The sequence below is a fragment of the Arthrobacter sp. 10L430 genome (genome assembly GCF_056395245.1).
In genome coordinates this window covers 68,387-83,315 of the sequence record NZ_JBFTJD010000002.1, presented here as the reverse complement: position 1 = coordinate 83,315, position 14,929 = coordinate 68,387, and the positions used below count along the sequence as shown (strand labels likewise).

General features: G+C 65.8%; 15 protein-coding genes. 13 read left to right on the top strand and 2 right to left on the bottom strand.

The features are described from left to right. Positions 1–3 precede the first annotated feature (3 nt). On the top strand, positions 4–492 hold the full coding sequence (locus tag AC1DDG_RS02590) for a hypothetical protein (protein ID WP_230117566.1): 489 nt from the start codon (positions 4–6) through the stop codon (positions 490–492). A 30-nt stretch (positions 493–522) separates the two neighbouring features. Here the strand turns inward: AC1DDG_RS02590 and AC1DDG_RS02585 are convergent, their stop codons facing one another. Next, positions 523–1,758 carry a heparan-alpha-glucosaminide N-acetyltransferase domain-containing protein gene (locus AC1DDG_RS02585; protein WP_476874839.1) on the bottom strand — a complete coding sequence of 412 codons (1,236 nt, stop codon included), beginning with the start codon at positions 1,756–1,758 and terminating at the stop codon, positions 523–525. 103 nt (positions 1,759–1,861) lie between these two features. On the opposite strand from AC1DDG_RS02585, the gene AC1DDG_RS02580 reads away from it, so the two are divergent. From AC1DDG_RS02580 to AC1DDG_RS02545, 8 genes are all read left to right on the top strand, one after another. Continuing rightward, positions 1,862–2,254, top strand: a complete 393-nt coding sequence (locus AC1DDG_RS02580; RefSeq protein WP_476874838.1) for a hypothetical protein — start codon at positions 1,862–1,864, stop codon at positions 2,252–2,254. 9 nt (positions 2,255–2,263) lie between these two features. Continuing rightward, positions 2,264–3,022, top strand: a complete 759-nt coding sequence (locus AC1DDG_RS02575; RefSeq protein ID WP_476874837.1) for a carbon-nitrogen hydrolase family protein — start codon at positions 2,264–2,266, stop codon at positions 3,020–3,022. Between the two features lie 97 nt (positions 3,023–3,119). After that, positions 3,120–4,028 (top strand): 4-hydroxy-tetrahydrodipicolinate synthase, encoded by a 909-nt coding sequence (dapA, locus tag AC1DDG_RS02570; RefSeq protein WP_476874836.1) that lies wholly within the window; start codon positions 3,120–3,122, stop codon positions 4,026–4,028. A 42-nt stretch (positions 4,029–4,070) separates the two neighbouring features. Further along, on the top strand, positions 4,071–5,762 hold the full coding sequence (locus AC1DDG_RS02565; protein ID WP_476874835.1) for a ribonuclease J: 1,692 nt from the start codon (positions 4,071–4,073) through the stop codon (positions 5,760–5,762). A gap of 93 nt (positions 5,763–5,855) precedes the next feature. Beyond that, positions 5,856–8,771, top strand: coding sequence for an FtsK/SpoIIIE family DNA translocase (locus AC1DDG_RS02560; protein ID WP_476874834.1), 2,916 nt, complete (start codon positions 5,856–5,858; stop codon positions 8,769–8,771). Positions 8,772–8,810: 39 nt separating this feature from the next. After that, positions 8,811–9,494 carry a CDP-diacylglycerol--glycerol-3-phosphate 3-phosphatidyltransferase gene (pgsA, locus tag AC1DDG_RS02555; protein WP_476874833.1) on the top strand — a complete coding sequence of 228 codons (684 nt, stop codon included), beginning with the start codon at positions 8,811–8,813 and terminating at the stop codon, positions 9,492–9,494. 2 nt (positions 9,495–9,496) lie between these two features. Continuing rightward, positions 9,497–9,991, top strand: coding sequence for a CinA family protein (locus AC1DDG_RS02550; RefSeq protein WP_476874832.1), 495 nt, complete (start codon positions 9,497–9,499; stop codon positions 9,989–9,991). Between the two features lie 138 nt (positions 9,992–10,129). Beyond that, positions 10,130–10,582 carry a helix-turn-helix domain-containing protein gene (locus AC1DDG_RS02545; protein WP_476874831.1) on the top strand — a complete coding sequence of 151 codons (453 nt, stop codon included), beginning with the start codon at positions 10,130–10,132 and terminating at the stop codon, positions 10,580–10,582. Positions 10,583–10,686: 104 nt separating this feature from the next. Here AC1DDG_RS02545 and AC1DDG_RS02540 read toward each other — a convergent pair whose 3' ends face one another. Continuing rightward, complete coding sequence (locus AC1DDG_RS02540) at positions 10,687–11,196, bottom strand: MarR family winged helix-turn-helix transcriptional regulator (RefSeq protein WP_230117576.1); 510 nt, start codon at positions 11,194–11,196, stop codon at positions 10,687–10,689. A gap of 42 nt (positions 11,197–11,238) precedes the next feature. Here AC1DDG_RS02540 and AC1DDG_RS02535 point away from each other — a divergent pair, with 42 nt between their 5' ends. The 4 genes from AC1DDG_RS02535 to miaB all read left to right on the top strand — a co-directional run bounded on the left by AC1DDG_RS02535 (position 11,239) and on the right by miaB (position 14,883). Continuing rightward, positions 11,239–11,463, top strand: coding sequence for a DUF3046 domain-containing protein (locus tag AC1DDG_RS02535; RefSeq protein ID WP_230117577.1), 225 nt, complete (start codon positions 11,239–11,241; stop codon positions 11,461–11,463). 208 nt (positions 11,464–11,671) lie between these two features. Then, positions 11,672–12,721 (top strand): recombinase RecA, encoded by a 1,050-nt coding sequence (gene recA, locus AC1DDG_RS02530; protein WP_230117578.1) that lies wholly within the window; start codon positions 11,672–11,674, stop codon positions 12,719–12,721. Between the two features lie 124 nt (positions 12,722–12,845). Continuing rightward, complete coding sequence (locus tag AC1DDG_RS02525) at positions 12,846–13,316, top strand: regulatory protein RecX (protein WP_476874830.1); 471 nt, start codon at positions 12,846–12,848, stop codon at positions 13,314–13,316. A gap of 22 nt (positions 13,317–13,338) precedes the next feature. Further along, the gene (gene miaB / locus AC1DDG_RS02520) at positions 13,339–14,883 is read left to right on the top strand and encodes a tRNA (N6-isopentenyl adenosine(37)-C2)-methylthiotransferase MiaB (RefSeq protein WP_476874829.1); all 1,545 of its coding nucleotides are present in this window, start codon (positions 13,339–13,341) and stop codon (positions 14,881–14,883) included. Positions 14,884–14,929 lie beyond the last annotated feature (46 nt).

Sequence of the window (14,929 nt, the reverse complement as noted above, 5' to 3'; positions counted from 1 at the left end):
ACTGTGAAACCGCTCCTTGGCCAGCTGGCGAAGAACCGCACCAAGATCTGGGTTGGGGCAGTGACGCTCCTCCTGGTCTTCTATCTCATTGTCTCGTTGCAGCGCTCCGTGCTTCTGCTGACGGATCCGGAGCCCGTTGCCAAGGCGATCGGCGCGGCGTATCTCGTCCTGCCTGTCATCGGCGCGTGGGCCCTTATCCGTGAACTGCTGTTCGGCGCCCGCACCGAACAGATGGCGCGCGTGCTCGAGGCCGAAGGCGGCCTGCCCGTTGACAACCTGCCCCGCACGCCGGCAGGAAGGATCGTCCGCGCCGCCGCGGACCAGGAATTCGAGAAGTACCGGGCCGAAACGGAGGCAGCCCCGGACGACTGGCGTTCCTGGTTCCGCCTCAGCTGCGCGTACGACGCCGCCGGCGACCGCAAGCGTGCCCGTTCTTCCATGCGCGACGCCGTTCGGCTTTTTCGCACCTCCAAGGGTGCCCTGGCGGGATAAGCCGCCCGGGTCCTGCTGACGGAAACCCGGCTACCGGACCCTGGCCGGCTCGTGCCGTCCCACCTGGTTCGCGGCGTGGCCAAGCCATTCGAGCGGGCCGCGCTTCTTCAGGATCACGAAGGCCATCCCTATCAGCACAGCCAGCGCGGCGTGGGCAAAGTACATCCCGTCCTCGGTCCATCCCGGCGGCAGCGGCTTGAGGTGGAACGAGGCCACCACGCATACGTGCGCGGTGTACAGGGTCAGGGTCATCGCACCGGCGCCGCGCAGCGGCAGCAGCAGGTCCAGGTCCAGCCATTCGCCCAGCCGGCCCACGAGGAGGCAGAGTCCGACGACGGCCGCGGCCACGCCGCTTGTATGGAGCAGGTCGAGGGTGGTCCCCGAATGCGGTGCGCTGGACGCCAGCCACCACCACGAGCCCTCCTGCCGCACCCCGGCCAGGTTGACCTGCAGGAGGCTGCCCAGCGGGTAGTTGGGATCAGTGAGGATCGACTGTAATGCGGCGTGGCCGCCCCATTCCTCCATGGCCGCCGTGCCCAGAACCTTGGCGAAGGCGGCCACAGCGGTACCTCCGGCCAGCAGCAGCACCGGGAGTAGCGACGTCGTCAGTGCCAGCCTGCCGATGATGAGGCCCACCAGCAGATAGGAAATCCACTGGACCACGGGGTAATAGCCCGTCAGGAACAGGTCACCGAGCAGCCGGCCGGGAGCCGACAGGTCCTCCCAGCCCGGGTTGTGATCGAGCTGCAGGGGCGGATCCGCGGCCATCAGCCATGGCCGCAGCAGGAATGCCAGCACGGGGGAGCCGAGGATCCAGCCTGCCGCCCAGGCGCACAGGGCCTTCAGCCGCAGCCCGATGAAGGGCAGGATGCACAGGAAGAGCACGGCATAGTGCACGAGGATCACTGCGATGTTGACGTCGAGGCCGCCCAGGGCCAGGCCGACGACGGCAATCACCAGCGCTCGCAGGGCAATGCCCCGCCGGGCAGCTGTGAGGGCACTGCCTTCCAGGGGGCGCTGCTTGCCGGTGGACAGGGCCAGCCCGACTCCGGCCAGGACGGCAAAGAGGGCCGCAGCACGGCCGGAAAACGTCAGCCCGATCCACGTGGGAGTCAGGGCGGCATCCGCCTCGAACGTGGGCAGCAGGTGCGTGGCCATCATTCCCAAGAGGGCGAGGCCGCGAGCGGCGTCGATGCCCGCGAGGCGGGTGCCGGTTGCAGGTCCTTTTGCTGTTCTGGACGATGCAGCCGTGCTCCGCGAGGTCATGATGTGATCGTCTCACATCCCGCCATGACGTTTTCTGACCGGGCATTCATCTCCCGCTGCCGCGGGTCTTGTGTTCGAATATATGTTCGAATAGTATTTCCGCATGATCAACTCATCCGGGCACCAGGTCAACCCATCGCGTCATCAGCCGGGACAGCAGGCGGGGGACAGCAGCTCCGTTCACCGCGCCGCACCGAGGCGCGGCAATGACGGACCGCTGAAAGCGATGAGCCCGGGAGTGGTGGACTACCTCTTCCGGCGGCTCGTCGCAGGCGAGCCCGCCGAAGACGTGCAATGGGGGCGTGAGGGGATCCCCCTCTCAGCCCAGGCCCCCGGCGCGGAGCTGGCCCGCCGCCTGTCGGAGACCGACGTTGAGGCGCTGACGCCCACGGAGCTGTTCCACTACGTTCGCGCCGCCCAGCGGCTCGCGTCCTGGGCAGAGTCGCTGCGGGAGACGGCTGTGGGCCGCTACTGTGCGGGGAACGGTCCCGCCTAGGATGGAGCCGTGACCGGAGCGCTGACAGTAGCCGCCATCCAATACGAGGCCGTCGCGGGCGGGATCGGGGCCAACATACCCGAACACGTCCGCCTCATCGAGGACGCCGATTCCCACGGCGCCCGGCTCGTCATCTTTCCCGAACTGTCCCTGACCGGGTACGACCTGCCGATGTTCCGGAACGCGGACGAGTGGCTGGTGCCGGGCGACGCGCGCCTCAGTGCGGTCCGGGAGATCTGCCGCCGGACCGGAGTGACCGCCGTCGTGGGTGCGGCGCTGCGGACAGCGGACGGGACGCCGAGGCTCGCATCCCTGGCCGTCCATCCGAACGGATCTGAAGAGGCAGCCTTCAAGACCCACCTCCACGGCGGTGAGGAGGCGCTGTTCACCGCCGGTCCGGGTCCCGCCATCCTGACTGTGGACGGCTGGAAAATAGCCCTGGCCGTCTGCTTCGACGCAGCCCACCCCGGCCACTCGGATGCCGCGGCCGGGGGCGGCGCGGACGTTTACGCCGTTTCTGCGCTGTACACCCAGGGCGAAGGGCACCGGCTGGGGCTGCATCTGGGGGCGCGGGCCATGGACAACCGCCTGTACACGGTCCTTGCAAACCTTGGCGGCCACACGCCGCTGGGACCGTCCTGCGGACTGAGCGGTTTCTGGGGCCCCGACGGCCTGGTCATGCAGCACGCGGCGGGGAGCGGAACGGAAGTTGTCACGGCGGTTCTGCGCCGGGGTGCCCTCGATCGGTACCGGCATCCCGCCATGTGACGAGCCGGCGCCGCAATTTGACGGCAGCCAGGTGTTTGACCATCATCACGTGCCGGCCATTGTCCTAACGTGCAGGTGACAGGGTAACGTTTTTCCCATGGCTGACACTTCCGCGAACATTCCTGCTCTTGGTACCCTCCTGACCGCGATGGTCACGCCCTTCACCAAGGATGGCAAAGTGGATTACGGGCAGGCGGCGGAGTTGGCCAGCAAGCTCGTGGACGACGGCTGCGATGGCCTGGTGGTTACCGGAACCACAGGTGAGACCTCTACCCTCACGGACGAGGAAAACCTCGGAATGTTCCGCGCTGTCAAGGACGCTGTCGGGGGGCGGGCCGCCATTATCGCCGGCACCGGGACCAACGACACGGCGCACTCCGTGCATCTTTCCCAGCAGGCGGCCGCCCTCGGCGTCGATGGCCTCCTGCTCGTCACGCCCTACTACAACAAGCCCAGCCAGGCCGGCGTCCGAGCACACTTCGAGACCATCGCGTCGTCAACAGATGTCCCCGTCATGCTGTACGACATTCCGGGCCGCTCCTCCATTCCGATCGAGCCCGACACCATGATCCGTCTTGCCCAGCACCCGAATATCGTCGCCGTCAAGGATGCCAAGGCAGACTTCACTGCGGCCACACGCGTCATGGCAGAGACCGACCTTCTCTTCTACTCCGGGGACGACGGACTGACCCTTCCTTGGATGGCCCTGGGCGCCGTAGGACTGGTGGGTGTCACAACCCACGTTGCTACCCGCCGCTTCCGGGACCTTATCGACGCCGTCAATGCGAACGACCTCGGAACGGCCCGCAAGATCAACTTCGAGCTGCAGCCCGTGGTGCGCGCAACGATGACCCGTGTCCAGGGAGCCGTTGCGGCCAAGCAAATTCTTAAATGGCAGGGAGTCCTGCCCAACTCGATTGTCCGTTTGCCCCTCGTGGAGCCGGACGAAGCCGAGATCGAAATCATCCGCGAGGACTTGGCGGAGGGAGGGCTGGTCTTTTCCTGACGGACTGAGACCGGCACTCTTCCGCCTGGAAAGAAGTGCATTATGACCCAAGTAGCGCTACCCGGCCTTGTCACGCCTCCCCGACTTCCCCAAGGAACCCTGCGGATCGTTCCGCTCGGCGGGCTGGGCGAGATCGGCCGCAACATGGCCGTCTTCGAAATCGACGGCAAATTGCTGATCGTGGACTGCGGCGTCCTGTTCCCTGAGGAAACGCAGCCCGGCGTGGACCTGATCCTGCCCGATTTCTCGTACATCGAAAACCGGCTTGACGACATCGTTGCCGTGGTGCTGACCCATGGTCACGAGGATCACATCGGTGCGGTTCCGTACCTGCTCAGGCTCCGCAGCGACATCCCGCTGGTCGGATCGCAGCTGACGCTTGCCCTCATCGAGGCCAAGCTGCAGGAACACCGGATCAAGCCGTACACGCTCACGGTGGTAGAAGGACAAGTGGAGAAGTTCGGCCCGTTCGAATGTGAATTCGTGGCCGTCAACCACTCGATTCCGGATGCTCTGGCGGTCTTCCTCCGCACCGCAGGCGGCACCGTCCTGCACACCGGCGACTTCAAAATGGACCAGCTGCCGCTGGATGGCCGGATCACCGACCTCCGCCACTTCGCCCGCCTCGGCGAAGAGGGCGTGGACCTGTTCATGTCCGACTCCACGAACGCGGATGTCCCCGGATTTACCACCGCTGAAAAGGAAATCGGACCCACCCTGGACCGGCTCTTCGGGCAGGCCAGCAAGCGCATCATCGTGGCCTCCTTCTCGTCGCACGTCCACCGCGTCCAGCAGGTCTTGGACGCCGCGGCGAAGCACAACCGTAAAGTTGCCTTTGTGGGCCGCTCCATGGTCCGCAACATGGCCATCGCCGCGAAGCTTGAGTACCTGGACGTGCCGGACGGCATCCTCGTCGACGTCAAGAACATCGGGAACCTCCCCGACAACCGCGTGGTGCTGATGTCCACCGGTTCCCAGGGTGAGCCGATGGCCGCGCTATCCCGCATGGCCAATGGTGACCACCCAGTGGTGGTGGGCGAAGGCGACACCGTCATTCTGGCGTCAAGCCTCATTCCGGGCAACGAGAACGCGGTTTTCCGCATCATCAACGGCCTGCTCAAACTGGGCGCGGACGTCATCCACAAGGGGAACGCCAAGGTCCACGTCTCGGGCCATGCCGCGGCCGGCGAGCTGCTGTACTGCTACAACATCCTCGAGCCGCTCAACGCGATGCCCGTCCACGGGGAGACGCGCCACCTGATCGCCAACGGAAAAATCGCCGAGGAGTCGGGTGTGCCCGACGCGAGCATCCTGCTCGCGGACAACGGCACGGTGATCGATCTCCGGGACCACCAGGCTGACGTGGTGGGCCAGGTGGAGGTCGGCTTCGTCTACGTGGACGGTTCAAGCGTGGGCGAAATCACCGACGCCGATCTCAAGGACCGCCGCGTCCTGGGGGATGAAGGTTTCATCTCCATCATCACGGTCATCAACCGCGCCACCGGCAAAGTGGTTTCGGGCCCGGAGATCCACGCCCGCGGCGTCGCCGAAGACGACTCGGTTTTCGACGACATTATCCCCAGGATCAATGCCGCGCTTGAGGAAGCCGTGCTCAACCGGACGGACCACACCACGCACCAGTTGCAGCAGGTTGTCCGGCGTGTGGTCGGCACCTGGGTAAACCGCAAGCTCCGCCGCAAGCCCATGATCATTCCGGTGGTCCTGGAGGCCTAAACGGGCGCCGCCGGGCCTTGGGAGCGGGTGAACACAGCCCCCAAGGCCCGGAAATCCGCGGAATCCGGCCTGGGTTGGAGTACCGTGGCACATATGGCCACACGTACTTCCCCCGCGCCAAAACGTACTCCGAGCGCTAAGACAGGCACGTCCGCAGGCCGCGCCGGTTCTCCGGCATCCAAATCCAGCCGGGCCGGAGCGTCCGGCGGAACCGCCCGCACACGTCAGCTGGCCGCCGTCGAACCGCACCAGCCGTGGCTGCTGCGCGTGGCCGGCGGCGCCTGGCAGGGCATCGGGCACCTCGTGGGCGGGGGAGTGCGCCGGATCGGCCATGACGTCAGCGACCTCGCACCGGAAGAGCGACGTGACGGTGCCGCCCTGTTCAACCTTGCGCTGGCGGTCTTCATCGCCACCTTCGCGTGGTGGGGCCTCCGGGGCTGGTTCCCGGATGCGGTCTACGCCGTCGTCAACGGCACCTTCGGCTGGATGTCCCTGGTGCTGCCGCTCATGCTGTTCGTCTGCGCGTTTCGGCTGTTCCGCCAGCCGGCCGACGGCCGCGGAAACAACCGGGTGGGGATCGGTTTCCTCATCATGACCTTCGCGGGCTGCGGGCTCGCCCACATCATCGGCGGCCAGCCCACCGTCAGCGAGGGCTTCGACGGCCTCCGCCAGGCGGGCGGCATGCTGGGATTCCTCGCGGCATCCCCGCTGGCGGCCATTCACGCTGCCGTTCCGCTGGCACTCTACGGGCTGCTGGCCTTTGTCTCCGTGCTCATCGTCACGGCCACGCCGTTCGGCGCGATCCCGAGCCGGCTGCGGGGGGCCTATGAGCACCTGATGGGCATCGACCTTCAGGACGACGACGGCGACAGCCACGACCGCAGCTACCTTTACGAAAACAGCGCCCCGGCAGCGCCGAAGAAGAAGCGCAAGCGGCTCTTCGGCAAAGACCAGGACTCCGACGCCCGCCTGCAAGGCTACGTCGGGGACGAGGCCTTTGAGCATGCCGTCATTGACGACGACGCCCCGCCTGCGTCTTCCGGCAAGGGTTCCTCAGCGGTGGCGCCCGGCGTCCGCCGCCCCACCCAGGCCGAGATCGCCGTCGAGAAGATCAAGGCTGCCCAAGGCCTCGGGGCCTCGAACCGGGAGACTACGGCGGGCGCCGCCGAAGACAACGCCACGGAGGCCATCCCGCTGGTAACGCCTGGGATGGTGGCGGCAGGTTCGCTGAACGCCGCTCCGGCTGCCGCGGCAGCCGCGCAGGTGCCGTCGAAGCCGGTGGCACCCGCGCCGCTGCCCACACCCATCCCGCAGCGCACGGAGCAGCTGTCGCTGGCTGGCGACGTCACCTATACGCTGCCGTCGTCGGACGTGCTGACTCCCGGTTCCATTCCCAAGGAGCGCACCGAAGCCAATGACGCCATCGTGGCCTCTCTGACGGACACGCTGAACCAGTTCAACGTGGACGCGCAGGTAACTGGCTTCAGCCGCGGCCCCACCGTCACCCGGTACGAGATAGAACTGTCCGCGGGCACCAAGGTGGAGCGGGTCACCGCCCTGTCCAAGAACATCTCCTACGCCGTGGCCAGCTCTGACGTCCGCATCCTGAGCCCCATCCCCGGCAAGTCAGCCATCGGCATCGAGATCCCCAACACGGACCGCGAGACGGTCTCCCTCGGCGACGTCCTCCGCAGCCAGAACGCCCGCCGCACCGACCACCCCATGGTGATGGGCGTCGGCAAGGACGTCGAGGGCGGCTACGTGGTGGCGAACCTCGCCAAAATGCCCCACCTGCTCGTTGCCGGCGCCACCGGCGCCGGCAAGTCCTCCTTCGTGAACTCGATGATCACGTCAATCCTGATGCGGGCCACGCCCGATGAGGTCCGCATGGTCATGGTGGACCCCAAGCGCGTGGAACTCACGGCCTACGAGGGCGTCCCGCACCTGATCACGCCCATCATCACCAACCCCAAGAAAGCCGCCGAAGCCCTGCAGTGGGTGGTCCGCGAGATGGACGCGCGCTACGACGACCTCGCCAACTACGGCTTCAAGCACATCGACGACTTCAACAAGGCCGTCCGGGCCGGCAAGGTCCACCCGCCGGTGGATTCCAAACGCGTCATCCGCCCTTACCCCTACCTGCTGGTGATCGTCGACGAACTCGCCGACCTCATGATGGTGGCCCCGCGCGACGTCGAAGACTCCATCGTCAGGATCACCCAGCTGGCCCGTGCCGCCGGCATCCACCTGGTCCTGGCCACGCAGCGGCCTTCCGTGGACGTCGTCACAGGCCTGATCAAGGCCAACGTGCCCTCCCGCATGGCCTTCGCGACGTCCTCCGTCACCGACTCCCGCGTGGTCCTTGACCAGCCAGGAGCCGAGAAGCTGATCGGCCAGGGCGACGCCCTCTTCCTGCCCATGGGCGCCTCCAAGGCGATGCGTGTTCAGGGCGCCTGGGTCACGGAGTCCGAGATCCACCAGGTCGTGGAGCACGTCAAGGGCCAGCTCAAGGCCGTGTACCGCGACGACGTCGCCGCCGAAGCGCCGAAGAAGCAGATCGACGACGACATCGGAGACGACCTCGACGTGCTGCTGCAGGCCACCGAGCTGGTGGTCACCACGCAGTTCGGCTCAACATCGATGCTGCAGCGCAAGCTCCGTGTGGGCTTCGCGAAGGCCGGCCGCCTCATGGACCTGCTTGAGTCCAGGGGAGTGGTGGGCCCCTCCGAGGGATCCAAGGCCCGCGACGTACTGGTCAAGCCCGATGACCTCGCCACGGTGCTGGCCGCCATGAAGGGCCAGGAATCCCCGGCTGCACCTGATTCACAGACCGCGGCCCTGAGTGACAACGCCAATGCCAACATCGCCCAGGGCGGCTATGCCGAGGACCTCGTGGCGGCTGACCTGGACAACCGCACCCAGAACGTTGAGTACTACGACGGCGCCGACGCCAGCTCCGGCGACGACGAGGACGGTTCCGAAGACGCCTGGTCCCTCACCGGACGGTAGCTTAGAAGACGGTAGCTGAGAAGACGGTAGCCTAGGACAGTGACTAGCACCGAAGCGACCGCGGCCGGCTCCAGCAGCTCCGGAATCTGGAATCTTCCGAACATCCTCACCATGCTCCGCATCGTGCTGGTGCCGTTCTTTGTGTGGTTCCTCGTCGCTGATGCTCCCGGCCTGCGGAGCGAATCCGGACCGTGGCGCTGGGCTGCGGTGGCGGCCTTCGCCGTCGCCATCTACACGGACAAGCTCGACGGCGACATCGCCCGGAGCCGGGGACTGGTTACCGATTTCGGAAAAATAGCCGATCCCATTGCCGACAAGCTGCTGATCGGTTCCGCCCTGGTCATGCTGTCCGTCCTGAACGAGCTGCCGTGGTGGATCACACTGGTCATCCTCGTCCGCGAGTGGGGGATCACGGCGCTGCGGTTCTTCGTCATCCGTTATGGCGTGATCCCAGCCTCCCGTGGCGGAAAGCTCAAGACCGTCGTGCAGACCGCCGCGATCTTCCTCTACCTGCTCCCGCTGTCAGCCATTGCGCCATGGCTGGTCTGGGTGGCCCTCGCCGTCATGCTCGTGGCGGTGCTCATCACGGTGTGGACCGGCGTCGAATACGTCATTGAAGCAATGAAGGTCCGCGCCCAGGGCTTGCTGCGCAGGGCCGGGGAACTCCCAGCGGACGGGCATCCGAAATCGGAAAACCACAAGCCGGAAGCACCGGAGGGATAGGCATGTCCGACCTTCACCGAATCGCCGGGGAGGCTGTTGCCGCGGCCGTCGGGCGCGGCGTCACCGTGGCCACCGCCGAATCACTGACTGCCGGCATGGTCACGGCAATGCTGGCGGACACCCCGGGTGCGTCGGCCATGCTGCGTGGCGGCGTCGTTTCCTACAGCAATACCGTCAAACGGGATGTTCTCCACGTGTCGCAGGAACTGCTCGACGCCGTTGGCTCGGTTGACGGCGACGTGGCGGCGGCCATGGCAGAGGGTGCGCGGAGCGCCTGCGGCGCGGACCTGGCCGTGTCCACCACCGGCGTGGCAGGGCCGGACGAGCACGACGGCAAGCCGGTGGGTACGGTGTACATCGGCGTCGCCACAGCGCAGGGCTCCTCGTCGTATCCCTACAGCTTTGAAGGCACCCGGGCGGAGATCAGGGCCCTGGCGTGTGAGGCGGCGCTGGAGCGGCTACAGGAGGCCCTCGCGTCGCTAGGCTACCGGGAGTAAGGTTGCCGGGAACAAAAAGCATTACCGAATAGTTGTTACTTTGTGTCGCTTCCACAATACGGAGGCGCCTAGGATGAAAAGACCAACTACGGTTCGCGTCACAGCGAACCGGACTCATGAGGGAGCAAGGCGATACAGATGGTAAAGCAGCCCGTATCCGTGAACGGCGTTGTCCGCTGGAAGGATGTGGGCCTCGCCGATCAGGCCAAGAGCGAACAGAAGGAGCGCAAGATGGTAGTACTTCGTCACGAAATTGGTGATGTTCTGCGCGACGTCCGCCAGCGTCAAGGGCGTACCCTCCGCGAAGTCTCGCACAGCGCCCGAGTTTCCCTGGGCTACCTCAGTGAAGTGGAGCGCGGGCAGAAGGAAGCCTCCTCGGAGCTGCTGTCCTCGATCTGCTCAGCCCTGGATGTTCCGTTGTCCAGCATGCTCCGCGAGGTCAGCGACCGCGTGGCAGTGGCCGAAGGCGTAGCCGTACCAGACACCGTTCCGCAGGAATTTTCACAGCGTTACGGCCGGGATCTTGAGCGCGATCTCAGCACCGAACTCAACAACGAACTGGCCAAGGGCCTGCTGTCCGGCGCACGGTAGCCTAACGGAACCCGGGCCTACCGAACCCAAAGCGTTACAGATCCAAGATGAAGGCCTCCGGCACAAGCCGGAGGCCTTTTGTCGTCTCCTAAAGGGCGCCGTCTCTAAAGGGCGCCGTCTTTGGGAAACCCGTCTCGTTCATAAGTTGCGTTGAGCTTGGCCATATAGGTGGCGAGGGCCTCAAGATCCGCCACCGGCCATTCGCCCAGCCGCTCGCGGAACACTTCCCGTCTGGCGTCCTGTACCTGGTGCATTTTCTCTTCGCCCTTGGGCGTGAGCCGGATCGTCTGCGCGCGACCGTCCAGCGGGTCGGCTTCCTTGAGTACCAGGCCGATACTTTCCAGGAAGGCAATCTGCCGGCTCACCGACGGTTTGCCCACGCCGATGCAGGAGGCCAGTTCGGTCAGCCGGATGGGTCCCGTCTGGCGGATCATGGTGAGCAGGCCGTAGGCCGCAGGCTCCATGTCCGGGTGAACCTGACGCGAAAGCTGCTGCGAGACGGAGCGGGCGCGCCGCCAGAAGATGCTGATCTGATGCTCCACTGACTTCAGTGCGGTATCCATGGTGTCCTCGAAGGGGGCGGACACTCCGGGGACGTCAACGGGGTTGCTCATGGCAACCATTCTAGAGTCCGCGGGCGTGAGAGACTCTATGTCGTGCGGATTAGTGATTTTTGGCGGCTCATGGACGATGAATTCGGCGCTGGCTACTCCCGCGTGCTCAGCAGTTCGCTGGTCCTCGCGGGTGTGGGGGGACGGACCGCGGACCAGGCGTTGGCCGCCGGCGTCAGCCCCCGCGATGTCTGGCTCGCAGTCTGCGACGTCCAGGACGTGCCGGCGGAGCGGCGGCTTGGCAGGGACGTCAAGCCCAGCCGCAACTAAATCCGCCCCGCCCGCTGGCAGACTCCTGACACGCCGACCGATTGTTCGAATATCTGTTCGGGTAGGACTATGCTTTTTTCAGCGGGTTATCCACATACGCGGTGCCGCCCGGCAGCAATGTCAGAGGGCGGCGCTAGCGTCAGTGATGACAGAGAAAAGGGGCCGCGCAGGCCCACTCCACAGCGAGAAAGCATTAGAGGTGTGAACCATGGCGGCAGCCCCGGATCGTGCAAAGGCGCTTGAAGCAGCGCTTGCCCAGATAGACAAACAGTTCGGAAAAGGCTCCGTCATGCGGCTGGGCGATGAAGTCCGCGCCCCCATCGAGGTCATCCCGACGGGGTCCATCGCCTTGGACGTGGCCTTGGGAATTGGCGGGCTGCCGCGTGGCCGTGTGGTGGAAATCTACGGTCCGGAGTCCTCCGGTAAGACCACCGTCGCCCTGCACGCCGTGGCAAACGCCCAGCGGCTGGGCGGCATTGCGGCGTTCATTGACGCCGAGCACGCCCTGGATCCTGAATATGCCGCCAAGCTCGGCGTGGACACGGATGCCTTGCTGGTCTCCCAGCCGGACACCGGCGAGCAGGCGCTTGAAATCATGGATATGCTCATCGGCTCCGGCTCCCTCGACGTCATCGTCATCGACTCCGTGGCGGCGCTGGTGCCCCGGGCGGAAATTGAAGGCGACATGGGTGACAGCCACGTCGGCCTGCAGGCCCGCCTCATGAGCCAGGCCCTGCGAAAAATCACTGGTCGGCTGAGCCAGACCAAGACCACCGCCATCTTCATCAACCAGCTCCGCGAAAAGATCGGTGTGTTCTTCGGCTCACCCGAAACCACCACCGGTGGTAAGGCGCTGAAGTTCTACGCGTCCATCCGCATCGACGTCCGCCGCATCCAGACCCTGAAGGAAGGCGCGGATTCGGTCGGCAACCGTACCAAGGCGAAGATCGTCAAGAACAAGATGGCCCCGCCGTTCAAGATCGCCGAATTCGACATCATCTACGGACAGGGCATCTCCCGCGAGGGCGGCATCATCGACATGGGCGTGGAGCACGGCATCATCAAGAAGTCGGGCTCATGGTTCACCTACGACGGCGACCAGCTCGGCCAGGGCATGGAGAATTCCCGGCGCTTCCTCCGCGACAACCCTGAACTGGCCGCGGAATTGGAGCGGCTCATCAAGGAAAAGCTCGGGGTCGGAGTGAAGCCGGCGGATGCCGAGGCCTCACCGAAGCTGAAGGCCGTTGACGGTTTCTAACAGCAGGCGGCGGGGCCGGTCAGGCCCCGCCGAGCCGGCCTCAACACCACTTTCCGGTCCTGCGGGTCCACTGTCCGGTTCGGCGTCCGGGCCGCCGGAGGACAGGGAGCCCGATCCGGCGTCGGTGGCTCGAGCGATTGTGCTGCGGCAGCTGACCAGTTCGCCTAAGAGCAGGCTCCAGTTGGAGCGCAAGCTGGCCGAACGCAATGTGCCCGGGGATGTTGCGGCAGCAGTCCTCGACCGCTTTGAAGAGGTCAAACTCGTCGACGACGCAGAGTTCGCCGATATGTGGGTGCGGAGCCGCGCACAGTCCCGCAAGCTGGCCAAGGGTGCCTTGCGCCGTGAGCTGGCGGACAAGGGCATTGATCCGGACACGGCTGCCTCGGCTCTGGAGCAGCTCAGTGACGACGACGAGGAAGCCGCCGCCCGCCATCTGGTGGAGCGCAAGCTCCGGCCCGGCACCGACCTGTCGGACCGCGCCGAGCGCGACAAAACCATGCGGCGCCTGGCGTCCATGCTGGCCCGCAAGGGGTACCAGCCCTCGCAGGCCTTCCGGATCGTAGGCGAAGTGCTCGACGCCGCATCGGGGAGCTAGGCGCAGCCGGTACGCTTAACGGGTGAGTCTGACCTACCCTTCCCCCGCATCCGGCACCGTCCCCGCAGCAGCTGACGCGTCCGCCGCGCCCCGCACCTACCAGGTACGCACATTCGGCTGCCAAATGAACGTGCACGATTCCGAACGGATGGCCGGGATGCTTGAGGCGGCAGGCTACGTTCCCGCGGACGGCGGCCAGGCCGACGTCGTGGTGTTCAACACCTGCGCCGTACGGGAAAACGCAGACAACAAGCTGTACGGCAACCTGGGAATGCTTGCGCCGGTCAAGGAAGCCAACCCGGGGATGCAGATCGCCGTGGGTGGCTGCCTGGCGCAGAAGGACCGCGAGACCATCCTGAAGAAGGCGCCGTGGGTGGACGCGGTCTTCGGAACGCACAACGTAGGTGCCCTGCCGGCACTCCTGGACCGCGCGCGGCACAACAACGAAGCCCAGCTGGAGATTCTTGAGTCGCTGGACGTCTTTCCGTCCACGCTTCCCACGAAGCGCGATTCCGTGTATTCCGGCTGGGTATCCATCTCGGTGGGCTGCAACAACACCTGTACCTTCTGCATCGTGCCGGCGCTTCGGGGCAAGGAGAAGGACCGCAGGCCCGGAGACATCCTCGCCGAGGTTCAGGCCCTCGTGGATGACGGCGCCATCGAAGTGACCCTTCTCGGCCAGAACGTGAACTCGTACGGCGTGGAGTTCGGCGACCGGCAGGCCTTCTCCAAGCTGCTCCGCGCCTGCGGTGACATTCCGGGCCTGGAACGGGTCCGCTTCACGAGTCCCCACCCGGCGGCCTTCACCGACGACGTCATCGACGCCATGGCGGAGACGCCGAACGTCATGCCCCAGCTGCACATGCCCCTGCAGTCCGGTTCGGACAAGGTCCTCAAGGACATGAAGCGGTCCTACCGTTCCGCGAAATTCCTCGGAATCCTGGATAAGGTCCGGGAGAAGATCCCGCACGCCGCAATTTCCACCGACATCATCGTCGGCTTCCCGGGGGAGACCGAGGAAGATTTCCAGGCAACCCTGGACGTCGTCGAAAAGTCGCGCTTCGCCACCGCCTTCACGTTCCAGTACTCCAAGCGGCCCGGCACCCCGGCGGCTGACCTTCCGGACCAGCTGCCCAAAGCCGTCGTGCAGGAACGCTTTGAACGGCTCACGGCACTCCAGGACCGCATTGCCGCAGAGGAGAACGCCAAGCAGCTCGGACGCCGCGTCGAGGTCATGGTAACCGCCCAGTCCGGCCGCAAGGCCGAGGAAACCCACCGGTTGTCCGGCCGGTCCCAGGACCAGCGGCTCGTCCACTTCTCCGTACCGGCCGGCGCCCAGGCGCCCAGGCCGGGCGATCTGGTCACGGTCACCATCACCGAAGCTGCAGCCTTCCACCTGGTTGCCGACCCGGAAAACTCAGGAGACTACACCCTGTGCCGCTCGCGCGCCGGTGACGCATGGGACAGGTCGCAGGCCGACTCCTGTGGTGCACCGTCGCCGGCCGCCGCGGGAGGTAAATCCGGCGTCTCGCTCGGCATGCCGTCCCTTCCGGTCCGCGGCCGCTAGCCCTGTGGCCGCCAGTCCCGGAACAGTCACTTCCCAAGCCTCAACC